The organism is Pseudomonas sp. FYR_2 (assembly GCF_043106425.1).
Taxonomy (GTDB): domain Bacteria; phylum Pseudomonadota; class Gammaproteobacteria; order Pseudomonadales; family Pseudomonadaceae; genus Aquipseudomonas; species Aquipseudomonas monteilii.
Genome location: NZ_JBICMM010000051.1, coordinates 1 through 24,196 on the forward strand (window position 1 = coordinate 1; position 24,196 = coordinate 24,196).

Sequence of the window (24,196 nt, forward strand, 5' to 3'; positions counted from 1 at the left end):
TGAGCATGTTCAAAATTCAGATTGACAAGCAAGTTACTATTCAAATGTAAGCAGAAGATCTGCCTATCTGCAGATATATTTGTCCATTGAGACGAACGAGCTTAGCGAGCGGTGGCCAAAGACTATCTATAGCCTGAGGCCTCTGCGGGAAGATAACAAGGTAAGCGCTCCATGAACCCCACATTCAAAGCGCTTACCTAATCCCCGATGCTGTGCTCCCGATTTCTTTCTGGAGTTCGCCGACCATGATGCGACCCGACGCCAAAGTCGAAAAAGTGTACCTCTACCCCAAGCCCGTCGACTTCCGAAAGTCCATCGATGGCCTGGCTGCGCTGGTCGAACTCGATATCAAAGTGGCGGTGTTCGACCCGGTGCTTTTCGTCTTTCTCAACAAGCCGCGCAACCGCGTGAAGATCTTGTACTGGGAACGCAACGGCTTCTGCCTCTGGCTCAAACGCCTGGACTCCGAACGGTTCAAAACCTCACCCGATCCGACTGACGTGGCCATCGTACTGACCGTTCAGGAACTGAACTGGCTACTCGACGGCTTCGACCTCTGGCGCAACCGTCCGCATCAGGTTTTGACGCCTCGATACGTCGCCTGATTCGGTATAATCCGCGGCATGATTTCCATGCCCGAAGACCTCCCTGACGATCCTGTTCTGCTCAAGCAACTGCTTGAGCAGATGATCAACGAGCGCGCGTCCGACAAGGGCAAGATCGTTCATCTCGAAGAGGAAGTTGCGCTGTTGCGCCAGCGCCTGTTCGGACGCAAGACCGAGCAGACAAGCGATGCGGCGATGCCACAGTTGCCGCTCTTCGACGAAGCGGAAAGCCTGGCAGAACCCTTGGATGAGGCTGGCGATGAAGAAGTCGTTGCACCGACCAAGCGCCGTGGTAAACGCAAACCTCTGCCGGCTGATTTGCCGCGTATCGAGGTTGTCCACGAACTGCCCGAGCATGAGCTGACGTGCGCTTGTGGCTGCCGCAAACATGCCATCGGTGAAGAGGTCAGCGAACAGCTTGAAATCGTCCCGATGCAGATTCGCGTCATCAAACATGTTCGCAAGGTGTATGGCTGCCGCAACTGCGAGTCAGCGCCCGTAACGGCGGACAAGCCTGCCCAGGTGATCGAGAAGAGCATGGCTAGCCCGAGTGTGCTGGCCATGCTGCTCACCACCAAATACGTAGACAGCTTGCCGCTTCATCGCTTCGAAAAAGTGTTGGGGCGCCACGGTATCGATATCTCGCGCCAAACCTTGGCACGCTGGGTGATTCAATGCAGCGAGCACTTCCAACCGCTGCTGAATCTGATGCGCGAAAGCCTGTCGAGCAGTCGGATCATCCACTGTGACGAAACACGTGTGCAGGTGTTGAAAGAGCCGGGTCGTGAGCCCTGCAGCCAATCCTGGATGTGGGTACAAACCGGCGGCCCACCTGATCGCCCGGTGATCCTTTTCGACTACGCCACCAGCCGAGCGCAGGAGGTGCCGACGCGCCTGTTGGATGGCTATCGCGGCTATGTCATGGCCGACGACTACGCCGGTTACAACGCGCTGGCCGCGCAGGACGGCGTGGAGCGATTGGGCTGTTGGGCGCACGCACGCCGCAAGTTCGTCGAAGCGCAGAAAGTGCAGCCCAAGGGTAAAACCGGGCGCGCAGACATCGCCCTGAATTTGATCAACAAGCTGTATGGCATCGAGCGCGACCTTAAGGACGGCAGCGATGAAGATCGTAAGGCTGCCCGCATGGAGCGCAGCCTGCCATTGCTGGCTCAACTGAAAAGCTGGGTAGAGAAAACGCAACCTCAGGTCACGACGCAGAATGCCTTGGGCAAGGCCATCGGCTACTTGGCCAGCAACTGGAGCAAGTTGGAACGCTACGTCGAGCACGGCTGCTTACCGATCGACAACAACGCAGCCGAGCGAGCGATCCGCCCGTTTGTCATCGGCAGAAAGAACTGGTTGTTCAGTGACACGCCCAAAGGTGCCACTGCCAGCGCACAACTTTACAGCTTGCTAGAAACGGCCAAAGCCAACGGCCAAGAACCCTATGCGTGGCTGCGCCACGCACTGGAGCGCTTGCCGCATGCGGCCTCAGTGGAAGACTACGAAGCGCTGCTGCCGTGGAATTGCACACCTCAAATACATAGCTGAGTGCTCTGCCCATCGTTGGTTAGGTGGGGTTCATGGAGCGCTTACATAACAAGGAGCGAGACAGGGTGTCGAATCGTAGCCAACTGGGATGGGTGGACTTTTCCAACGAAGACCGTGAGCGGGTCAAACATGCGCTCAGCCAGCTTGCGCAGCCCGGCACGCTGGACGAATTGGGCATCGGGGGCTTGCGCGACGCATTCGCCGACCTGATGTTCCCGGGCTTTTCTACTCTGCAGACCCGGGCCAAGTACTTCATCACCGTGCCGCGGATCATCCGCGATTACTTGCAGCTCAGTTGTGCACGCCAGCGCAAGCAGACACTTGCCCACTACCTGGACGAACAAGAGGCGTACCTTTCAGAACTTCTCAGGGAGCGCCACCGTGGTTCTGGTGTGACGGGTATCTCCGGCTTCTCGCTGTCAAAAGGCGAGCGGGTTTCCCGACAGCCATCGTCCATTTATTGGGTGGGCTTGCGCACCTGGAAACTGATCGATACCCAAGGATCGCTGCGCCAGTTCGCGCAGGCCATCGGCTCGGCAGAGGAGCCCTGGGCCGGCCCGCAGGAAGAGACGGGGGATGACGGCGACGCTCATAGCCCGGCGAGCCTCGTCCATCTGGATCGCCATGAGCCAACCTGGCTTGACGACATCCGCATAGAGCTGACCGGTTCGGAGGCGCGCTTCTTGAGCGAAAAACTCAAGGCCGGGCCTGGGCACAACCTCGTTACTGAGCTTGAAAGGTCCGGCCTGCGCGAGCAGGCGCTGGTCAAGGGCCAGGGCGGGTTTCCTGCGTTGGCAGCCTGGGTGGGCGATCAGGCGCAACTGTCTAGCCAAGCCCGCGACAGCGTGGCCAAGGCACAGGCGTTCAGTGAGCTGATTTACGGTGCCCATCTGCGCTTGAACATGCTGCTGGTGCGTAACAGCGCCGAACACCGGGCATTGCTGGATACCTACAGCCAATACTGGGACAGCTGGCGCTCGAAGGCTCATGCCCAACCGCAGCAGGTCGATCAATGGCTAGCCCACACCCAGGTTTCGCTGGCCGGACACACCCGGGCATTTCTTGAAAACTGGGCCAGAGGCCTTGCCGGTAATGTACGGGAGGACGCGTTGGACAGTTTGGTCGAAGCGCAGGCCAGGTCCAACAAGAACCAGCGCAGCATCCTCAACAGGCGCCTGCCCGAGGGCTTCGAATGGCATGGTATGTCGCGGCTGGATTACCGCTGGGCACAGGTGCGCAGCGTACTGAGGGATGTTCAGGAGGGCCTGGCATGCTAAATCCGTATTCCGACCGTATCGACTACGGCGATAAGCTCACCGCGCCTGAAGGTTTTACCTTGAGCCACGCGGTGGCGACGACCTACTCGCTGGATCTGGAGACCTTGCTGTGTCTCCCATTGGCGCTGTCGTTCAATTGCACGCCTGAAGGCGACCTGAAGGCCGACAAGTTGGCGCTGCTCGAGGCCATCAGCCAGCTCAAGGGCAAGGTCAAGGTGTTCTTCCAGCAGGGAGGCATCAAGGTACCGCGCCAGTTCAATCTGCTTTTTTCGTTGCTCGAACCCCTGTTGGCGCCCCAGGTGCCGACGCAACCCTTCAGTGCCTTCCATCCAAAGCTGTGGCTGCTGCGCTTCACCGGTCCGGCCAAGAAGGTGCGTTACCGGCTGCTGGTACTGTCGCGCAACCTGACCTTCGACCGCAGCTGGGACCTTGCGGTCGCCCTGGAAGGCGAGCTGGCCGGTGCCCGCAGTGACGACAACCAAGGGCTGGTGGCGCTGCTCAAGTCATTGATGGCTGGCACCGAAGACTTTCGCAGCGAGCTGGCGTTGCTGGCAAAGGAGCTGCCGCGTGTTACCTGGGACAGACCGGATGGCTTCAGTGCCTTGAGCACCTTGCCCGAGCAACCCGGGCAGTCGCCGCTGCTGTCGTGTCCGAACGCTGACACCGTGATGGTTATGTCGCCGTTTCTGCACCCCGATGCCCTTGATCAGCTCAAACAGGGTTGCGAGCGCCGTTGGCTGTTCAGTCGCGCGCAGGAACTCGAGCGCCTTGGTCAGGAGCGGTTGCAAGGCTGGGAATGCTTCGCGCTCAACCCCAGACTGATCGACGGCGAGGATGAACTCAGCCACGCTCGTCCACAGGATCTGCACGCCAAGATGGTACTGCTGCAGGAGGGGCCGATCAGCCACTGGCATGTGGGGTCGGCCAATGCCACCAGGGCTGCACTGGGCAGCATCGGTGCGCAGCCGCGCAATACCGAGTTCATGTTGCGCCTGTCGAGCGGCATCGCCCGGCAGTCGGCGCAGCAACTGCGTGACGAGTTGGTGGGCAACGAGCAGGAAGCCAAGGGAATTTTCCTACCCCATAGCTTTGGCACATTGTCGTTGCAGCCCGAGCAGCCAACCGAAGAGTGTCTGCGTAGGCTGTTGTACCGGTTGATCCAGGCCGACTGGTGCATGCGCGCAGCGGCTGATGCCAATGGCACCTACCGCTGCGTCATCGAATGCCCGACAGAGGTACTGGTGCCCGATGACAACTGGGTGATCGAGGCGCAGCCGCTGGTCAGTGGGCAGCCTCAGGTGTTGGCCCCGCGCCTGGAGTGGGAGGGTGTGGGGCTCACCCAGCTCAGCGCCTTCCTTATTCTGCGGGTGGTCGCCGGGGCCGAGGTGACGAGTGAGCTGGTGATCAAGCTGCGCCTGGAAATCGACGGTGGCGACAACCGGGAGCAGCACATCACCACTACCCTGATCGACAGCCCACACAAGCTGCTCGCCTACCTTCACATGCTGCTTAGCCCCACGCATGTGCACCAAGTCGCCCCCTGCGAAAGGGAAAGGGGAGTCAACGGCAGTGATGCCGACGCGTTCATCGGTCAGATGTTCAACGGTCCGCTGCATGAAGCGCTGCTGCGATGCGCCGCCCGCCAGCCGCAAAAGCTGCAACGCATCGACGACATCCTGGCGAAACTGGCCGAAACCGAGAACCTGATTCCCCCGGATCTCCACAGCTTGTGGGCACAGTACCAAGCGTTTTCGAGGAGCAAGGCATGACCGGGTGTGTATCGGACCGCGAAAGCATCGAGCTTGCCCTGCAGGGCACCTGGTGCAAGCTCAAGGATTTTCAGCGCGCCACAGTCGAGCGCATCAGTGCGCAGTTCAATGATCCGCAGCATGGTGGACGGGTGCTGGTCGCCGACGAGGTGGGGCTGGGCAAGACGATCGTTGCTAAGGGCTTGATCGTGTCGATGTTGCGCGACTGGCGCAAGCGCGAACCCATGCGGGTCACCTATATCTGCTCCAACCTGAGCCTGGCCGCCGAAAACTTGACCAAGCTGGCGGTGTTTCCCTGTGGTAGTGGCTGGGTTCGTCAGCCTTCCTATGAACGCCTGGCCCACGTCGCCCTTTGTCAGCCCGAGCAGGAAGGTGCGGTGCTGGAAATATGCACGCTCACCCCGGCCACGTCCTTTGCGTTGACCAAGGGCACTGGCAATCGGCGTGAGCGGGGCATCATCCTGGCGGCGTTGCTGCGCCATCCGCAGTTGAAAGGCTCGCGTCGCAGCTTGACGGCGCTGTTTCAGGACCGGGTGCAGGACGCCAAGGGATGGGAGGATGAGCTTCGCCAAATCGAGCGACAAGGCTTGCTCAAGTCGATCCTGGACGCCTTCCTTGCGCAGATCGACTGTGCGCAGCCAGACCAGGGGCCGACCCTACTGGAGCAGTTGCGCAGCGTTGCCGGCCTGCGTGCCCAGCGCCACCGCGCCAGCAAGCGCGAGATGATGCGCAAGCTGCGGGTGCTGTTCGCGCACTGCTGCGCCACGCAGTTGCGTGCCGACCTGTTCATTCTCGATGAGTTCCAGCGCTTCGAAAGCCTGCTGGACCAAGCCGAGGACAACGAGCACTCGCTGATTGCCCGGGAGATCTTCAGCCGCGAGCGCGACTGCAAGGTGCTGCTGCTCTCGGCCACGCCGTTCAAGGCCATGAGCACGGTGGCGGACGACGAGAACGATGACAGCCACTTGAGCAAACTGAAACAAATTCTGGCGTTTCTGAGCCTGTCGCCGCTGCAGGCGTATGAGCCGGCGCGCAAGGCATTGCAGGCCGAACTGCTGACTTTGAGGACCGACAGCGTCAACGCCAAGGTCCTCGATGACGCGCCCAGGAGAGCGGTAGAAAACTTGTTGCGCCCGCTGATCTGCCGTACAGAACGCGGTCAGATAGCGCCGGATGTCGATGGTCTGATCGATGCTACACCCTCGCGGCCCGGGCCAGAACTGCGGGCTGACGATATCCGAGCCTACGTCGAACTCGACCGACTCGCCGTGCTCCTCGAAAACGACAGCGCGCGTCAGCTGGCCAGCCAGCTCATGAGTTTCTTCAAGTCAGCGGCCTGGCCGTTGTCGTTCAGTACCGGTTACAACATCCAGCAGCTGTTGCAGCGCCATTACCAGCGCTCGCCGCAGACGCTCAAGCGCATCAACGCCAGCAAGCAGCTCTGGCTACCCCGAGAGCGGGTGCACAAGTTCACCCTCGACGTTGCCCGCGAAGCACCCAACCCCCAAGTTCGCTGGCTGACCAATCACCTGTTCGCACAAGGACGCAAAGCCGGCCCGGAAATGCTGCTGTGGCTGCCGCCCAGCTGGCCGCACTATCCGCTCGACGGGTTTTTCGCAGGCCATGAACAGTTCAGCAAAACGCTGTTGTTCTCCTCATGGGCCATGGTGCCGAGGATGGTCAGTGGCCTGGTCAGTTACGAGGCGGAGCGGCGGGTTCAGCAGCACATCGCCGACAAGCCCGAGTACTTCAGCAGGCGCCGCGCGGGCTTGAGCCAGGACGCGCAAGACACCCATGCGCAGCAGCGGCGCGCCGTGATCAAGCTTGACAGTGGCGACTTGGCGAACTGGTCATTGATCTATCCTGCGCGCTGCCTGATCGAAATCCCTGTCCAGCGTTCGGCAATCACCCTGCAGCAGCGAGTCGCCGAATTGACTCGGCACTTCAAGCAGCAGCTGGCGCCGTTCAAACGCAGCCATAGGGGAGGGCACAACAGCCATCATTGGTATCTGTTCGCGCCGATGTTGCTGGACGACGTTCATGAGGGCTGGACCAGTGACTGGCTCGAAGTGCTGTCGAATCTGCTGTCCGGGGGAATGCACCTGCGAGCGGCTGAGATTGCCCGTCGCTTCGAGCAACTGGAAGACCTTGGCGCCATGCCGGCCGACCTACCGGAGTACCTTGCCAAGCTTGCGCTGGGGTCGCCGGCGATCTGTGCACACCGTGCCCTCAAGCAGTATTACCCGAACCAAGACTGCCTGCATGGGCCTGTCATCCGAGTGGCGCTGGGATTCGTGAGCCTGTTCAACGGGGTGGCCGGCAGTACTATCGCCAGGCGGCTGGACGCCGAGCACCCCTGGCGCGGCATTGTCCGCTACTGCGCCGAGGGCGGTATTCAGGCGATGCTGGAGGAATACCTCTATCTGCTGGCCCCCAACCGCTCGCTCGAGGGCGTGGTGTCGACCCTGGAAAACGTGCTGCGTACCTCGCCGTCGAGCGTGAAGGTATGGAAGCTCGACCGCGACCAGGACGACACCCACCTGCGCTGCCATTACGCAGTGCCGCTGGGCGCGCAAAAGGCTACGGACGATGCCGGCCAGGTTCGCATTGTGAGCATTCGGGAAAGCTTCAACTCGCCGTTTCGCCCCTTCGTCCTGGCATCGACCTCCATCGGGCAGGAGGGGCTGGACTTTCACTGGTACTGTAGTGAGGTGGTGCACTGGAACCTGCCCAGCAACCCCATCGATCTGGAACAACGTGAAGGGCGGGTCAATCGCTACCAGTCGCTTGTGGTCAGGCGGCGGGTGGTACAGGCAGTGGCAGGGGGCGAAACGCCTTCAACTAGTTGGGAACACCTGTTCAAGTCTGCCGAGAGCCCGGCCTGGGGCACTGACTTGGTGCCTTACTGGCACTATCCGCTGGGCGAAGCGAAGATTCGTCGCCTGATCCCAAGCCTAGCCTTCAGCGAGGAGGCACGGCGTTATCCGAATATGCAGAAGGTGCTGTCTCTCTATCGCTTGGCCTTCGGCCAACCTGGGCAAAGCGAGTTGCTCGAACATTTGAAAAGCCTGAACCTCGACAGCGATGCGCTTGCCTATCTGAAACGTCAGTTGATGATCCGATTGGCGCCGGTTTTGTACCGCACGGATGTGGGCCGACATTTAATCGCGGTGCAAAGGACCGTAAACGATGACTGAGAATATTAAGAACACGGCGATCACCGCTGCCGGCTACATCTATCAGAATAGGCAGGGGTTGAGGGTGTTGTGCGACTGGCTAGATGCGCCGAGTCGCTACGCAAAGGTCAAGTTCGAATGTGACGTCGAGGCGGATGCACCGATGGGGCTGGATGACATCGTGGTGGAGCGTTCAGACGGTCTGCAGGATCTCAAGCAGGTAAAGTTCACGCCAAACTCTGATGCACATCCGCTGTCCTGGGATTGGTTGCTTGAAAAGTCTGGTAAGACAGAGCGGTCCCGGTCGATGTTGAAAAAATGGTACGACGCATACAGGTCGCTGGACCCCGCGCGGATCGGCGAGATCTCTCTGCTGACCAATCGCCGACCAGATGCCGAGATCGAAGTCTGCCTATCGAACGGCAAGATTGATTTTTCCAAAGTTGCTGGTCCGAGGCGCGCGGCGCTTATCGCCGAGCTTGGCGACGAGAACGACTGCAAGAAGTTTCTCGACCAGTTGCAGATCACGCACAGCGATAAGGGTTACGAAACCCTTGAGCACGAGATTGACGCAAGGTTACGCGCGCATGGCACGCCGGAGGGCATCGCCATACTCAAAACCCTTGCGTTGAACTGGGCTACTCAGAAGGACTCTCCGCCGCCGTCCGGCTGGATTACGTTGCCAGAGCTTCGCGCGATCCTTCAAGCGACGCCGCCTGCACCGCTGCCCGAGGATTTTGCAGTCCCCAAGGGGTATGAGGTGCCCGATGCAGTCTTCCATCGCGAATTCGTCGAGGAAGCCATGCGCTCGGCCGGTAAGGCGATTGTCTTGACTGGGCCGCCAGGCCGTGGCAAGAGCACCTACCTCAGCGCTCTGTGCGACACGTTTGCCGAGAAAGATATTCCAACTGTACGCCACCACTACTTTTTGTCCACGACGGAGCGTGGTCGGGATCGCGTACACAGCTACGTTGTCGAGGAGTCCATCCGGTCGCAGATCAAACGATTTAATCCGAACGTTCCTTCTACCTCAGACAGCCTACGAGCGTTATTGGAAGCCGCTGCATCCCACTACAAGTCGCTCGACAAACCGTTCGTGCTGATCTTGGACGGTCTTGACCACGTATGGCGCATCCATGCTGCAGACAAACAACCGCTTGAGGACTTGTTTTCTCAGTTGGTGCCTTGCCCTGAGAACTTGGTGCTGCTGGTCGGTACACAGCCAGTGGACGACACTCAATTGCCTGCCGACCTTTTGGTAGCAGCGCCCAGGGCAAATTGGAAGATGCTCCCGCCCATGTCCGGCGACGCCGTCCTTTCATACCTGCAACAGGCAGTGCAGACCGGTCGGTTGAGCACGCGTCTTGAGCCCGTAGAGCTTGAGGAACCGGAACCTCATGGTGAGGAGAGTAAGGCTGAAACGTTTAGAGCTTCCGCAATACATGAGGCAGCTATCAAGCAGGAGTTGCAAAGTGCTGCTGCCGCGCTCCGCGCCAGGACCAATGGGCATCCGCTGCATGTCATTTACGCAACCTCTGCACTGGTGCTTGCTGGTGGCAAGGTTACGCGATGGGACGTCGAACAACTCACTGGTGATCTGAGCCAAGAAGCGAAGTTCTATTACGGATCACTGTGGGAGCGTCTTTCTCCTAGCTCGAAAGATGCCCTGCGATTGGTATGCGCCTTTCCGTTCTTCTGGCCGCGAACCGCATTCGCTGAGATCGCTACCGCGATGGGGCTGGCTGCGCCGGAAATCGAGAAGGTTGCACATCTGCTTCATTCGTCGGCCGCTGGGCTGAAGGTCTTTCACGAGAGTCTTGCCGTATACGTGCGCTCGACCGATGGATACTCCGATCGTATCGCTGAACTGAGGCCGCAGGTTGCGCATTGGCTAGAGACTTTGGCGCCCGACGCGTTGAGGGTGAACTGGCTCTGGACGATCCAGGCGCAGCTCGGTGATCCAGGCAATCTTATCGCCGGTTTGACCCGTGACTGGGTGCTACAGCGCCTGGAAGAGGGTTATCCGCAGTCGCTATTCGACACATTGATCACCGACGCCGTAACTGCAGCGCTTGACCGGGCTGAGTTCGCGCAGGCCTATCGCCTTCAGCACTTGAAGGACCGCATGATTGAGGGCAGCAAATACCAGATGCCGGACGAGGACATGGCTCGACTGGCTTCCTATACGTGGACGCTGGCGCCGGACGATGGAGTGATCCAAGAAAACGTTGCTTCCAGGCACGAGGCGGAAATAGAACTTGTAGCGGCGTTGGGACTTGCGCTGCAATCGCGCGGCGACCATACCGTGGCTGAGATGTGTGGTGAAGAAACGCTGCGACGCTTCCGAGGTGCGAGTCGGTTCTCGAGCCAGTATGCGACGGGGAGCGGTTTGGATGCTTTCAGATTCCTGGCTGCTGCGTTTGCGCAGTTGGGTGCAGTAGGGACCACCCCGGAGTGGCTCACGCAGCTTGCAACACGGGCTCATCCGGAATGGTGGTTGCCGTGCGTACGGTTGATGGCCGCAGAGGGGCAACTGGACGAATTGATGTCACTCGCAGCGTCGATGGGTGACGGCTGGCGCAAGCATGTGGTCAGCGATGCCTGCCTCCGAGCTGCGGCTCAAGTCAATGTCAACATTGTCGAGCGTCCCGACTTCAATGAGCTCTCGACGACACCCTTTGTTGCTGCTATCAGGGCTGGCTGCACACGGTCTGTGACGCCATTGAGCGCGGATATCCCGATTGATTGGCTGGAGCTGGACTACCGTAAACGGAGGCTGGGGCTGGCGAGGTTGGTACACCACTGGTTTTTCAGTACCGTGCATTTGAGTTTTTGCATGGCCGCAGAGGCGCAAACTGAATTCAGCATTGTACGCGCACCAATCTATGCGGACCGAGAAAGCATTACAGACTTCCTGAATGCCCTTTCGGGCGTCGCGACACAGGTTGCGAATCGCTGGTGGCGAGGAGAGTTTGTGGATTTCCACGACCTCTATGAGTTACTGGAGCCGCTCGAGTACCGACATTTTCGACAAAGCTACGACTGGCAATCGTCGGCTGATGATTTTCGGGCAGCGCTGCATCGCGTGGCCTGTGATGTCCGACTCGGCAGCATCCTGTTAGGCCATGACGTCGAAGCTGATCTGACCGAAGCTACGTTGTCCGCCTCACGGACCTTCAAATGGTTCGATGCCGTGTCCTTCCGTGAGCAGTATGCCTCTGGACGTTTGACGAAGATGTCTCATGAGGCCGCCGCAACCTTTGTGAGATCCCAACACGAGCTTTTTGATGCGGAAGTTCGTCAGGAGACCAGCGTGCATTTGCAGACGCCGCTGCAACTGTGTGGAATCGCCGTTGCGCATGGTTTGGGGGACCCCGCGCGTAAACTATGTCGACAGACCTGGGAGCTGGCAACTGGCTTTTCGCATCGCAAAGACCCGACGTTGAGCAAGACTCTTGATGCGATAGGCTTCCTGGTCGACCACGCGCCAGAGGCTGCACGCCAACTGCTGGCGCAGGTGGCTTCTCAAGTCCACTCGGTGCTCGACTACACGGACGGCAGTGGTACCCGACATGTGTTGGCCGAGGCAGACGTGTTGCTGGCCAAGCTGGCTCCTGCCGCATTAGTGACCAAGTATGAGGAGCATCTGAGCGCGGGGCAGTGGACTGCGGCTGAGAATAGTCTGAGTGCTTACATTGAGCACGGAGTGAAGTCTGGCTGGCAGCTTGACGCGCTGATGCGCACAGGGTTGCATCCGAATGTTGGCAACGTGCTGCAGCGCCTTTCCAAGGAGGGTATTCCGGGTGCCGCTGAGCGACTGCAGGAACTCATCGCTCACGGAGGATGGGATATCGGTGTGCTGGATCGCGAGGAACATCCTCGTTCTAACACCGATCGAAAACCTTTTGATGGTGACGTCTCAGCCTTCGAACCCGAACAACTGGAGGCTTTGCTGGATCGTCTCTCGGGTCGTGGCTACGACGACGAAGCGGTGCTACAGGACTGGTATCGGTATTGGGAGGGTAACGGTCAAGGGAAGCGGCTTCTAGAGGTGCTCGATGTTCCGTTGTTGTCGGCCCGGGGGCTGGGCCGTGGTTTACTTCATATGTCCGGTCACGCCTTCCACACCAGACGCAAAATGAGTGGTCTGAGGGCGGCTTGGAAGTATCTCGTGGAGGCACAGATCAACAGTGGCGGGTGGATGAACTTCATGGAGGGCGAAGAGAAGACGTTGGCACGGTTGGACCTTGTGGCGAAGCATTACCCGAAGCGATGTGACGAATTCGTAAGTGAAACGACCTATTCCATGTTCGGTGAGCCAGAGCGGCCGAGATTGGCTCCGGGCGAAGCCATGGTCTATTTCTATGCGAAGCAAAAGCGCATTGATGAAGCGGTCGCATTTGCGCAGGTGATGGTCGATTGCGTGCTCGAAGATACTCGAACGCTACCCCTGACTATGCCGTGCTGGGGAGTCGAACTGGCGACAGCAGACCTTCAGGAGGAGTGATGGACGATCTTCGAATTCTCATTGCTCGTCTCGGATGGCCAATACCTGCAGGCCGATGGTGGACAATGCAGGAGTTGGCAAAACGACTGGGCGCCCCTGCCACAGCGGCAGAAACCGAGGCTGCGCTCCTGAGATTACTGAACTCGTGCAAGCTTGAGGCGGAAGTCGTCGAGGCGCTTTGCATTTTCTGGATTGCTGCGGCGGTGGAGGGATACGTTGCCAATCTGGACTTGTTGAAGCGAACACCCAAACCGTCCCTGCTGTCCAACCTGTTCTTACAGACCCTCGGTTTTGAGGCGCAGGCGCTCGATGTCGACCTTAAAGTGGCGCCGCCAGACTTCGAGATCCCTGCTGACTTCGATGGCATGCAGGGGCTGCAACTGGCCAGGAACTTACGAACGAATCTGAGCCGGCTAGAGAATCGGACCTCGCTCCCGCTAATCCGCCAGATGGCGTTCGAATGGACTCAGAACCAGACGGCTTATCCTGAGTCGCCCATACAGGGGGACTTCTGGCACTTTGCGCGGTCGCTGGGCGAAGGATTCGTGGGGCCGTACTCGAGTCGTGCCGCCCTTCGTGGGATTTCTGCCTATCTGCGTACCTTGGTGGTAGGAGAACAGTTGTGGGGGCTGCCGGCCGGCGTCGTTCGCCATTACGCGCTTAAAGCACTGCCCGTTCATCCAGCGCTGGCTGCGCTGAGTCCGTCACGTCCGGCATGGGGGCTGATTCGGGGGGACTTCAGTGGGGGCTCAAAGGTGATTGAGGAAATCCTGCGAGGTGTCGTCGACCGCGTTGCAGCCGAGCGGCCCGGTGATGAGTTAGTTGCGCTCAGCTCTCCCGTAGAGATGACGATGGGGCGTTGTGTTGAGGTATCGCTGGTGCGTTGGTTGCAGGTCGGTGACAGTGAGGTGGCGGATCAGGACTTGGCAGTACATCTCGACACCTACTGGCACGACATGCCTACGCTGTCGAGCGCTCCTACGAAGCCACTCGACGGAAAGATATGGCTGCGTAGAATGCCTATCGATGAGCTCTTGGACGACCCGTCGGCGTCTTTGCCTTTGGCGGGACGGGTTGACTTTGATCGCATGGGATACCTGCAACTGCACCTCTATCCATCTAGATTATTTGTGCCTACTCTCGTGCATACTGATCAAATCGAGGTGCGCCAAGAGGGCGGTATGCTTGAGGTCCTAGAGGGTGAACAAGTGGTGGCGGATTATTCCCATTGGAACTCGGGCTGGGGGCCGGTGCGGCCGACGCAGCTGAGTGGGGCCTGTGGTGCAGCCTTAGTGTCGTGCGGAACGGCCTACCGCGAAGTGCCTGCTTCTGAAGGCCAAGTGGTTCGGTCATTCTATCTCTGGCAAGTTCGGATACTTCAGCGGAACAGCACGCAGGAAGCGTTCGATGAGGTCTTGAAGGGCGGGGTCTTCTTTGTCTAATCAACTGTCGCTTCCACGCTGACGGGGTAGGGCGGCGCTTGTACCGGAACGTGACGCCCTCGAGCTGGGTGACCACCCAGCGCAAGGTTGGCTCAACCAGTCCAAGCGAACGAGCGGCATCGATACTGTTGTAGCTTTTTTCTAGGCACTGTACGAAGAGAGATCCGGCAGCAGGCCAACGTGACCATGGTGAGATAACTTATTGTGAGCTTGCAGTAACGCGTGGCCAGCCGGCGGTGCTCTTTCAGCCAGCCAAATAGACGCTCGATGACATCCCGCTCCCGGTACTTGGTTTGTCGAATAGCCGTGGGAGGCCGGGTTTCGGCTTGCGTTTCATGGCGCGGTAACCTCCGGCCGTTGGTCAGTGCCGATAATCCTCCGCGCCACGTCTGTTGGAGCAGCTTGGTTTTCGAAGGTGGTGAGCTTAAGCGGCGGTCTTACTCTCGGGAGCACTCTGGAAAGCGAAAAATCACCGCGAAGACAGTTTTGGCACCCAAGATGAACAGCGTGGTCGGCAGATTACCGAAAGCGCTGAGCATTTTCGGTTGGGGGCATCCTTTTCAAACCATCCAAAGCATGCCCTCAAATTTGCCCCAAATGTAGCAATTAGCTGGAAGTAAATGGCTATTCGAGGCTAGAAAAAGGCAGAAATGATCAACTAATCAAGCATGCGCGAAGCCCCTAAAGACTGTCGGGGTCGCCGAAGAACATCTGGATCCTCGACCGTAACCACCGCTCCGCCGGGTCGTTATCCTGCGCTCCACGCCAAGCCATGTGCAGCTCGAAACTGCGCACGGGTATCGGCAAGTCCTCGGCACGCAAACCACCCGCCGCCGTCAGTGCATCGGCCGTGTAGTCCGGCACCGTCGCCACGATATCCGTGCCTGCCAGCAAGCTTCCCAGCCCGTTGAACTGCGGCACCGCCAGCACCACATGGCGCTTGCAACCAATCTCTTCCAGCGCTTCGTCGATAAACCCTGAAAGGTCCCCGGCAAACGACACCAGTGCATGCGGGCGCGCACAGAAGTCGTCCAGGGTGATGCTGCCGGGCACGCTGTCGGCCCGCAGCAGTTTCGGCATGCTGCGGCGCAGTACTTTGCGCTTGGCGTTGGCCGGCAGTTCGCTGGTGTAGCTGACGCCCACCGAAATCTCGCCCGAAGCCAGCAACGTCGGCATCAGCAGGTAATTGACCCGCCGCACCACCAGCACGATACCAGGCGCTTCTGCGCGAATGCGCTTGAGCAACTGTGGCAGCAGGGCGAACTCGGCGTCGTCCGACAGGCCGATGCGGAAGACGGCATTGCTGGTGGCGGGGTCGAACTCGGCCGCGCGGCTCACCGCCGTGGAAATGGAGTCCAGCGCCGGCGACAGCAGGGCGAAGATCTCGTGGGCCCGTGCCGAGGGCTCCATGCTGCGGCCGGTGCGTACGAACAGCGGGTCGTCGAACAGGTTGCGCAGGCGCGACAGGGCCGCGCTGATGGCCGGTTGGCCGAGGAACAGTTTTTCCGCGGCACGGGTCACGCTGCGCTCGTGCATCAGCGTTTCGAACACGATCAGCAGGTTGAGGTCTACGCGACGCAGGTCGTTTCGATTCATCGGTGCGCTTCGCCTAAAGTGGGGCAGGGATGAATCTTAAGGCCAAAGGCTGTTACCCTGCACGGGTTTAGGGGGACCAATTGCAGGGAAAGTGAGGTGCCCAATCGATGACAAGCATGTCGACTATTAATGACCGCTGATGGTCTAACCGGTAAAGCCCGGATAGAGTCAGTGGTAATTAGAGGTTCACAAAGGCGAGGTATGCGATGTCCCGCATGATCCGTTTCCACAAGTTCGGCGCTGCCGATGTGCTCCGTTGCGAGGAGCAGGCCGAACCGTCACCCGCTGCCGACGAGGTTCAGATCCGCGTCCAGGCGGTTGGCGTCAGCTGGTATGACGTGCTTTGGCGCCAGAACCTGGCGCCGTCCCAGGCACGCCTGCCTGCGGGGATCGGCCACGAAATGGCCGGGGTGGTGACGGCGGTCGGTGAAGGGGTCGAAGACATTGCCGTCGGTGATCGGGTTGCCAGCTTCCCGGCTACCAGTGCCAACGACCACCCGGTGTATGGTGATGTCATCGTGCTGCCGCGCTCAGCCATTACCCGCTATCCGGATGTACTGACCCCGATCGAGGCCAGCGTGCATTATACGCCGCTGTTGATCGCCTATTTCGCCTACGTCGACCTGGCGCGGGCCAAGGCCGGGCAGACTGCGCTGGTCACCGATGCCAGCCATTGCGCCGGCCCTGCCTTCGTGCAGCTGGGCAAGGCATTGGGGCTGAAAGTGTTTGCGGCCACCAAGGAAGCGGATCAGCGTGAGTACCTGCTGGGCCTGGGCGCCGACAAAGTGATTGTCACCGAAGAGCAGGACTTGCTGCTGCAGGTTGGCAAGTATACCGATGGCCGCGGCGTGGACATGGTTCTCGATGGCATGGGCGGCCCGCAGATGTCGCTGCTGGGCGACGTGCTGGCACCGCGTGGCAGCCTGGTGCTGTATGGCCTGCAAGGCGGCAATCAGACGCCGTTCCCGGCGTGCGCGGCTTTCCAGAAGAACATCCAGTTCTATGTGCATTGCATTGGCAACTTCACCGGCAAGCCAGAACTTGGCATCAGCCAGGACCAAGTGGCCTTGCAGCGCGCCTTGCGCGACATCAACCAGTTCACCGCCGACCAGTTGCTGACACCGCAGATCATCAAGGTGTACCCGTTCGAGCAGGTGGTAGAGGCGCATCGCTACATGGACCAATGCCCGTGCGGCGGGCGGGTGGTGCTGGACATGGCACAACACTGACGGTTGCATGCGTTACTGGAAAACCCGGGCGAGTCCCGGGTTTTTTTGTCTGCGGGGTGGGGTTGAAATATTAAAAATAGGAACGTTCCTACAATTGAATGTGACAAGTACTACATCTAAGTGGATTGGTTTTTAAGTGTCGTAAATATTTCGCCAAATAATCTGGCTTGAACGCATTCGCCATGCGCTTCAATGTGCACCCGTACTTCTGGTGAATGGTTTTTTTACCGCTATCTGTATCTTCAATTCGCTCTGCATCCCTCGATAATGGCCCGGTAGTAGTTTGCGCAAGGAGCGTGAAATGAGCATGGCTATGCCCAGGCCAAGGCAATGTGCGTTAGCGATAGAGCATCGTGGCGGAGGGCTTTTCTCGATGGCTTGGCGACAGTGAAGGGTTACGTCATTACTTCCATTTGATTGTAGGAAATTTCTTCTGGGTAGTTTTGGCACAGGTTCAAGCTCAATACAGTGGGCTCGGCATGTGTCGGCTGAATGAAGTGGGTGAGGTGATTTCGTGACAGCTATTCACGACCAGGCAATGCATTACGTCTACGAACAAGTGCTTGAACGCTTGCTGAGCCACATGTCACAGTCGCAGCGTGCTTCTCTGCAGTTGCTGATACAACGGCTGCTGGTTGCGGCAGGCGGGCTCGAGTACATCGGGACCTTCCGCTTGCAGGTGTTGCAGGGCGGCGATCGCAACAGTGCCAGGCTGTTGGCGATGCTGCGTGCCGCACAATTGAGTATCGCCCTGCGTGCGCCGGTAACCTTCCAGCTGCGGGTGCTGGTGGTCAGTCTACCGGTTGCGGACAGCGCCAGGCTGGACGCGCATGAGCGCAGCTTCAGCGCACTGTTCATGCAGGATGACCTGCGGGTGCAGCTGCAGATGATCGAGGGTGGCGCAGTGGTACCGTTTCGCCGCCAGCCCTCGGCCAGGCCCGAGCGTTGGGCACTGGCGAAAGACGCCTTGTTGATGTTCGGCCACTTGGTCGACGCCAGGCCTGAAGCCTTGCTGGGTAGCCGTCTGCACCTGGAGTTGGCGGGGGCTATAGGTTTTGCCTTGCAGGCACAGGCACCTGCCGATGCATTGGTCACCGCCATACCCGGTGCCCAGCGGCGCCGATACCTGGCATGGGCCCGGCGTAGCCTGCGCCTGTCCGGTGAGCGCGGCCCGTATGCGATGCACCAGTGCCTGGCGGTGCTGGCCCAAGGTCTGGGCCGGTTGCACGGGCTTGTCGGGGGCGCCCCCACTAGCCAGCCGGCATTGGGCGACGCAACGGAAAGGGACATGGTGCGGCTGATTGCCCTTGATGACCTGCTACCGTACGTGGTCGAAGCACAGCCGCTTGATAGCATGCTGGCTTTTAGCATCGAGAACGCCCCGAATGCCTGGCCACTGTCGGCATTCGTCGATCCGCAAGCCGCAGTACAGTTGCATGAACTGCGTGCACGCAGCCTGGATCCCCAGTCCAGCCGCCCCGCGTTGCGCCTGGCCGGGCAGTCGGGCGGTAGCAAGCAACACGAAATGCATCAGTCGCAACTCGGCAAAATCTACGGCATCAATCAGACGCAGCTGGTGTGCTTGCTCTTCAGCCCTTTTGCCCGGCAAGGGAAGAACCTTGAACGTTTCCTGCAATGCCGGCATGCCGATATGTTGGTGGCGTTGCCGTATCTTCACCGGGCGTTGCAGGGCAAACCCTGCCCAGATGCGGTGAAAGCCTGGCTGGTGAACACCAGTGGCCTGCCGCTGGTGCAGTTGCGGGCGATTTATAGCGGGCAGTTGCCGCTGACCGCCTGGCGCCTGCTGAACAATCTGGCCCGCCGCGACGTGCACTTGAGGTTGATGCCTCGGCAGGCGTCGGGGCTGAGGCGCGGTTTTGTGGGGTTGTCCTGATGGGGCGAGTGGCCCCCGGCGAGTTCGCGTATCGCCAGGTATATCGCTACCTGGAAGCCTTGATCGACCAGGCGGCAAGCGGTGGTCCATGCCGCTTGCCGTCACTGCGCACACTGTCGCGACGGCTGCGGGTGTCGTTGGCAACCGTGCAGAGTGCCTACAGCCTGCTGGAAGAGGAGGGCCGTGTACGCTGCTTGCCGAGGTCGGGTTATTACGTACAACTTGCCGGCACAGTGCAAGCGGTGATCACGCCCTGCCTGCCCCCCCCCGTGCAACCGCTGCTGGAACGTGCCCTGTTTGGCCACGAACGGCGTTTCGCCCGCCAGCGGGACCGCAGCGTCGAGCCTTGGGGGGCACTTGGCAGCACCCGCCTGCGCAGTGCATTGGCAGAGCGCTATACCCGTTCTTCCAGCCAGTACTGGTGTCGCGATGACGTGCAACTGGCACCTGATGTGCCGGCGTTGCTGGAGACGCTGCTGGCGGCGCTGGCCTTGCAGGGCGGTACCGTGCTGGTGCATTCACCCTGTTGCCGGCAAGTGCTGCGCGCCCTGACGCGTGCAGGCATGCGTGTGCTAGAGGTACCACCGGATGCCCGTGGTAATCCGGACCTGCACAACTTGGCCACGCTGCTGGGGAGCGAGCCTGTAAAGATGCTGGTCATGCCATCGTGCCTGGGCATGCCGCAAGGGCGGCTGGTTTCACCGTACTATCAGCAACAGCTTGGCCTGTTGCTAGGCCAACACCCTGTTTGGCTGCTGGAAAACGACCTGGACAGTGAGCTCTGTTACAACGGGCCACCCAAAAAGCGCCTGCGCGACTGGGTCGACCCGCGCTGGCTGCTGGTGATGGGCACGTTCGAGCCTGCGGTAGGGGCCGAAGCACCGTATGCCTATGTGTTGAGCAAAGACGCCGTGCTGGCCAAGGCGTTCGCCGAACGTGCGTTTCGGCTTGCGCCACTGCGTCTGCAGGCGCTTGCGCATATGCTCGGCAAGGGGGAAATGGACGTACAACTGGTACACCTGCGCACAGACCTGCAAAGGCGCACTCACGGCCTGGCGCATGTGCTTGAGCTGCAATTTGGCCAACAGGTGAGGTTTGAGATGCCGCAAGGTGGGCACATGCTGTGGGTATGCTTTCGCCAGCCGCTGGTATGGGAGCGTGTTGCCGCAGCCTTGGCAGGTTCAGCGTTGCATGCGCTACCGGGCGCGCAGTTCTGCCTGCAGGGGCGTTACCCGCAATACTTGGCGTTGATGTGGTCGGGCGGGCTGCCGGACGACCTGCACCAAGCGGTGGAGCGTTTGGCGCAAGCGCTGGAGCAAGGCTGTCGGCGCCGTGCCCGCTTCTCACATTGAAATCGAAGTGCCTGCAAGGGCAGCACAGGGCTGCGCTTGGAGGCGGTGCAAGCGTGCGTGTTGCTCAGTGTTTTTCCTGCCCTTGGCGCAGGCGGGTGCTGACCAGTGCCGCCACTACCAGCAACGCAGCAATGACCCACAAACCATTGCGGGTGCTGCCGGTGGTCTGCTCGATGAGCCCCATCACCGAAGGCCCGACGAAGCCGCCAAACAGACCGCAGGTGGTAACGAAGGCCAGGCCGGCCGCCAGCGCATTGCCGCTCAGGCGGCTCGAGGGGAAGACGAAGATGATCGATTGCACCACGAACAGCATCAGCGCCGTCAGGGAGAACCCGATCAGGCCAAGGAACGAGTTGGCCAGCGAGGCCAGCAGCAGCCCGGCCGCCATGGTCAGCAGGCCGAAGAACAGCAAGGTGCGGCAGCGGCGTGGTGAGGTGGCCAGCCGTGGGAAGGTGGCGGCACCGATGGCGGCGGCAACCCATGGCACCGCGGTCAGCAGGCCAACCTGGAAAGGCGAAAGCGCAGCGTATGTGCCGATAATACCCGGCAAGAAGAAAATCACCGTGTAGATGGTGATCTGGTGCACGAAGTACACCACGATCGCCAGCCAGATCTGCCGGTCGCGGAACATCTGTCCCAACTTGCTTTGCTGTGGCGCACCAGCCCGCTCCGCAGCCAGGCGGCGTTCGATATCCTTGGCATCGGCAGCCGACAACCAAGGCGCCGATGCGGGGCCGTCCGGTAGCTTCTTCCACACCACGAAGGCCAAGGCCACGGCGGGCAGGCCCTCGAGTACGAACAGCCATTGCCAGCCATGCCAGCCAAGTACGCCGTCCATTTCCAGCAGGGCACCGCCCAGTGGCCCGCTGAGGATATTGGCCAGGCACACGCCCAGCAGGAAATACCCCGTCGCACGGGCGCGCTGTTCCCGGTCGAACCAGTAGGTCAGGTACAACATGACACCCGGGAACAGGCCCGCTTCGGCCACGCCCAGCAACAGGCGCATGATGTAGAACGAGGTTTCACCCTGGACGAAGGCCATGCCCGCCGAAAGCAGACCCCACGTAATCATGATGCGGGTGATCCAGAAGCGCGCGCCCACCCGATGCATGATCAGGTTGCTGGGCACTTCGGCCAGCGCATAGGTAAGGAAGAACAGGCCGGCACCCAGGCCGTACGCCGCTGCCGACAGGCCCAGGTCGATGCCCATGCTGGCTTTCGCCAGGGCGATGTTGGTGCGGTCAAGAAAGCTCATCACATAGACGACGATGAGCAGTGGCATCAATTTGCGCAACAGCAGGCCGTTCAGGCGCTGCTCTGTGGTGGCGGCAGGGGCCGAAGCCGCTGCACGGGTGAGGGTTGTCATTGTTTTTTTCCCCGTGAAATGTGCTGGTGACGTGTCGCGTAACCGCGACACGCCAAGGTCTGTGGGTCAGGAGCGGTTGATGTCGAGCCACACGGCGCCGTTGGGGTACTGGTAGCGCTCCAGGGTTTCGGCGTGCATTTCGATGCTGTAGCCCGGGCGTTGTGGCGGCATGTAGCGCCCGCGGCGGATCACCACCGGGTCGATGAAGTGCTCGTGCAGGTGGTCGACGTACTCCAGCACCCGGTTGTGCAGCGAGGCAGACACTGCGATGTAGTCGAACAGGGCGATGTTCTGCACATATTCGCACAGCCCGACGCCACCACCGTGCGGGCACACCGGTACGTTGTACTTGGCCGCCATCAGCAGCACGATCAGCACCTCGTTCAGGCCGCCCAGGCGGGCAGCGTCCAGCTGGCAGAAGTCCAGCGCACCGGCCTGGAACATTTGCTTGAACATGACACGGTTGTGGCAATGTTCACCGGTAGCCACGCCAATGGGCGCGATGCGCTGGCGAATGGTGGCGTGGCCGAGAATGTCGTCCGGGCTGGTCGGCTCTTCGATCCACAGGGGTTCGAAGGCGGCCAGGCGGCGCATGTTGGTGATCGACTCCTCGACCCCCCACACTTGGTTGGCATCCATCATCAGGGTGCGCTCCCAGCCGATTTCGTCGCGCAGGATACTGGCGCGGCGGATGTCTTCTTCCAGGTCGGCACCGATCTTCTGCTTGATGTGGGTCCAGCCATCTTCCACGGCCTCGCGGGCCAGTTTGCGCATTTTCTCTTCGCTGTAGCCCAACCAGCCTGGCGCGGTGGTGTAGCCGGGGTAGCCCTCACGCAGCATCTGCGCCTCGCGCTGGGCTTTGCCTGGCGCCTGGCGTCGCAGCAGGGCAATGGCTTCTTCGGGGGTGAGCACGTCGGTGACATAGCTGAAGTCCAGGCAGCGCACCACTTGCTCCGGCGTCATGTCGGCCAGCAGTTTCCACACGGGCTTGCCTTCGTGCTTGGCCCACAGGTCCCACACGGCGTTGATGATGGCGGCCGTGGCCAGGTGGATCACGCCCTTTTCCGGGCCCAGCCAGCGCAGTTGGCTGTCGCTGACGGTAAAGCGGTGCCAGAAGCCGCCCATGTCGGCGGTGATTTCATCGAGGGTGAGGCCGACGATCAAGGGCGCCAGTGACTGCACCGCCGCCGCGCATATCTCGTTGCCGCGGCCGATGGTGAACGTCAGGCCGTGGCCTTCGAGGGCCTCGGCATCGGTGTGCAGCACCACATAGGCCGCAGAATAGTCGGGGGCGCTGTTCATGGCGTCTGAGCCATCCAGCGACAGTGAAGTGGGGAAGCGGATGTCACGTACGCTGAGGTGGGTAATACGAATGCTCATGGTCGGCTCTTGTTCTGTTCAAGCACTGGGAGCGCTGACTGTAGGTTGTCGAGCGATACAGGCATAATCGCCAAATCTTAACCAGCGATACCGGATTCGATATGTCTCGCTTGCTGCCCGATAACGCCCAGGTGCCTGCCAGCCTCGGCGCACTGAAAATCTCCAGCCGGCAGATCACGCTGCTCAATGCATTGGGCGAGTTTGGCAACCTGCGCCGCGCTGCGGCAGCGATGCACACCACGCAACCGGCGGCCAGCCTGTTGCTGCAGCAACTGGAGGAGCGTCTTGGCGTACGTTTGTTCGAGCGTTTGCCAAGGGGCATGCAAGCAACGCTGTACGGCGAGGTGATGATCCGCTACGCACAGAACGCGTTGCATGAGTTCGAACATGCCCAGGCGCAAATCGCCGAGCTGGCGCGCGGGGCCTTGGGCCTGGTGCGGGTGGGTAGCGTCATGGGGCCGGTGCCGGGCGTGCTGACCAAGGCGATACTGGCTTACAAGCACGACCACCCCAAGGTACGCATCGCCCTGGAAGTGGGTACCAGCGATACTTTGCTGCCCGCCTTGCTGCGCGGTGACTTCGACATGGTGGTGGGGCGCCTGCCGGAGCAGAGCGACAGCCAGGCGCTGAACATCGAGCTGTTCGAAGGCGGTGAGCAGATGCGCGTGATTGCCCGCGCAGGCCACCCCTTGGCCCGCGCCACCGGGCTGCAGTTGGCCGACCTAGTGAGCCTGACCTGGATCCTGCATCCCATTGGCAGCCCGATGCGCCGCCGTGTCGAAAGCGCACTGCAGGCCGGCGGCATGGTGCAGTCGCTGGACATCGTCGAAACCGCCTCGATCCTGGCGACCACGGCCATGCTTGAAACCTCTGAAATGATTGCAGTGGTGCCCAACGACGTGGCCGAGCATTATGCCCGCTATGGCATGGTCGCCATCCTGCCGGTGGAGCTGCCGCTGGCCATGGCCAACCTCGGTGTACTCACCTTGCGTTCACGGCCCCACTCGGTTGCCCTCGATACTTTGCTGCGCTACTTGCGGGCGCAATGACCT

15 protein-coding genes are annotated in these 24,196 nt (G+C 60.4%); 11 read left to right on the plus strand and 4 right to left on the minus strand.

The window, feature by feature from the left end:
- Positions 1-245 precede the first annotated feature (245 nt).
- The 7 genes from tnpB (at position 246) to ACF8R4_RS22465 (ending at position 14,327) form a co-directional block, all read left to right on the plus strand.
- Positions 246-605, plus strand: coding sequence for an IS66 family insertion sequence element accessory protein TnpB (gene tnpB / locus ACF8R4_RS22435; protein WP_054913089.1), 360 nt, complete (start codon positions 246-248; stop codon positions 603-605).
- Positions 606-623: 18 nt separating this feature from the next.
- Positions 624-2,156: an IS66 family transposase gene (gene tnpC / locus ACF8R4_RS22440; protein WP_392493486.1), complete on the plus strand. Its 1,533-nt coding sequence runs from the start codon at positions 624-626 to the stop codon at positions 2,154-2,156.
- Positions 2,157-2,221: 65 nt separating this feature from the next.
- A complete protein-coding gene (locus ACF8R4_RS22445) occupies positions 2,222-3,433 on the plus strand; it encodes a DUF6361 family protein (protein WP_367616163.1) in 1,212 nt (403 codons plus the stop codon).
- A complete protein-coding gene (locus tag ACF8R4_RS22450) occupies positions 3,427-5,202 on the plus strand; it encodes a phospholipase D family protein (protein ID WP_186723345.1) in 1,776 nt (591 codons plus the stop codon). The genes ACF8R4_RS22445 and ACF8R4_RS22450 overlap by 7 nt, the downstream gene beginning before the upstream one ends.
- On the plus strand, positions 5,199-8,399 hold the full coding sequence (locus tag ACF8R4_RS22455; RefSeq protein ID WP_186723346.1) for a helicase-related protein: 3,201 nt from the start codon (positions 5,199-5,201) through the stop codon (positions 8,397-8,399). Before ACF8R4_RS22450 ends, ACF8R4_RS22455 begins: the two co-directional genes overlap by 4 nt.
- Positions 8,392-12,885, plus strand: a complete 4,494-nt coding sequence (locus ACF8R4_RS22460) for an ATP-binding protein (RefSeq protein WP_186723347.1) — start codon at positions 8,392-8,394, stop codon at positions 12,883-12,885. Before ACF8R4_RS22455 ends, ACF8R4_RS22460 begins: the two co-directional genes overlap by 8 nt.
- Positions 12,885-14,327: a multidrug DMT transporter permease gene (locus tag ACF8R4_RS22465; RefSeq protein ID WP_186723348.1), complete on the plus strand. Its 1,443-nt coding sequence runs from the start codon at positions 12,885-12,887 to the stop codon at positions 14,325-14,327. The genes ACF8R4_RS22460 and ACF8R4_RS22465 overlap by 1 nt, the downstream gene beginning before the upstream one ends.
- A 92-nt stretch (positions 14,328-14,419) precedes the next feature.
- Here the strand turns inward: ACF8R4_RS22465 and ACF8R4_RS22470 are convergent, their stop codons facing one another.
- Both ACF8R4_RS22470 and ACF8R4_RS22475 read right to left on the minus strand, forming a co-directional pair.
- Positions 14,420-14,728: a transposase gene (locus tag ACF8R4_RS22470; RefSeq protein ID WP_392493533.1), complete on the minus strand. Its 309-nt coding sequence runs from the start codon at positions 14,726-14,728 to the stop codon at positions 14,420-14,422.
- 280 nt (positions 14,729-15,008) lie between these two features.
- Positions 15,009-15,923, minus strand: coding sequence for a LysR family transcriptional regulator (locus ACF8R4_RS22475; RefSeq protein WP_060498951.1), 915 nt, complete (start codon positions 15,921-15,923; stop codon positions 15,009-15,011).
- 206 nt (positions 15,924-16,129) lie between these two features.
- Between ACF8R4_RS22475 and ACF8R4_RS22480 the strand changes: the two genes are divergently transcribed.
- The 3 genes from ACF8R4_RS22480 to ACF8R4_RS22490 all read left to right on the plus strand — a co-directional run bounded on the left by ACF8R4_RS22480 (position 16,130) and on the right by ACF8R4_RS22490 (position 20,398).
- Positions 16,130-17,152 carry a zinc-dependent alcohol dehydrogenase family protein gene (locus ACF8R4_RS22480; protein WP_104834849.1) on the plus strand — a complete coding sequence of 341 codons (1,023 nt, stop codon included), beginning with the start codon at positions 16,130-16,132 and terminating at the stop codon, positions 17,150-17,152.
- A gap of 514 nt (positions 17,153-17,666) precedes the next feature.
- Positions 17,667-19,046 (plus strand): hypothetical protein, encoded by a 1,380-nt coding sequence (locus ACF8R4_RS22485; RefSeq protein WP_104834847.1) that lies wholly within the window; start codon positions 17,667-17,669, stop codon positions 19,044-19,046.
- The gene (locus tag ACF8R4_RS22490) at positions 19,046-20,398 is read left to right on the plus strand and encodes a GntR family transcriptional regulator (RefSeq protein WP_104834846.1); all 1,353 of its coding nucleotides are present in this window, start codon (positions 19,046-19,048) and stop codon (positions 20,396-20,398) included. Before ACF8R4_RS22485 ends, ACF8R4_RS22490 begins: the two co-directional genes overlap by 1 nt.
- Positions 20,399-20,462: 64 nt before the next feature.
- Here ACF8R4_RS22490 and ACF8R4_RS22495 read toward each other — a convergent pair whose 3' ends face one another.
- Both ACF8R4_RS22495 and ACF8R4_RS22500 read right to left on the minus strand, forming a co-directional pair.
- The gene (locus tag ACF8R4_RS22495) at positions 20,463-21,764 is read right to left on the minus strand and encodes an MFS transporter (RefSeq protein WP_060498955.1); all 1,302 of its coding nucleotides are present in this window, start codon (positions 21,762-21,764) and stop codon (positions 20,463-20,465) included.
- Positions 21,765-21,830: 66 nt separating this feature from the next.
- Entirely contained in the window at positions 21,831-23,144 is a 1,314-nt protein-coding gene (locus ACF8R4_RS22500; protein WP_104834843.1) for an L-fuconate dehydratase, read from the minus strand.
- A gap of 101 nt (positions 23,145-23,245) precedes the next feature.
- On the opposite strand from ACF8R4_RS22500, the gene ACF8R4_RS22505 reads away from it, so the two are divergent.
- The gene (locus ACF8R4_RS22505; RefSeq protein ID WP_104834841.1) at positions 23,246-24,193 is read left to right on the plus strand and encodes a LysR family transcriptional regulator; all 948 of its coding nucleotides are present in this window, start codon (positions 23,246-23,248) and stop codon (positions 24,191-24,193) included.
- Positions 24,194-24,196: the final 3 nt, after the last annotated feature.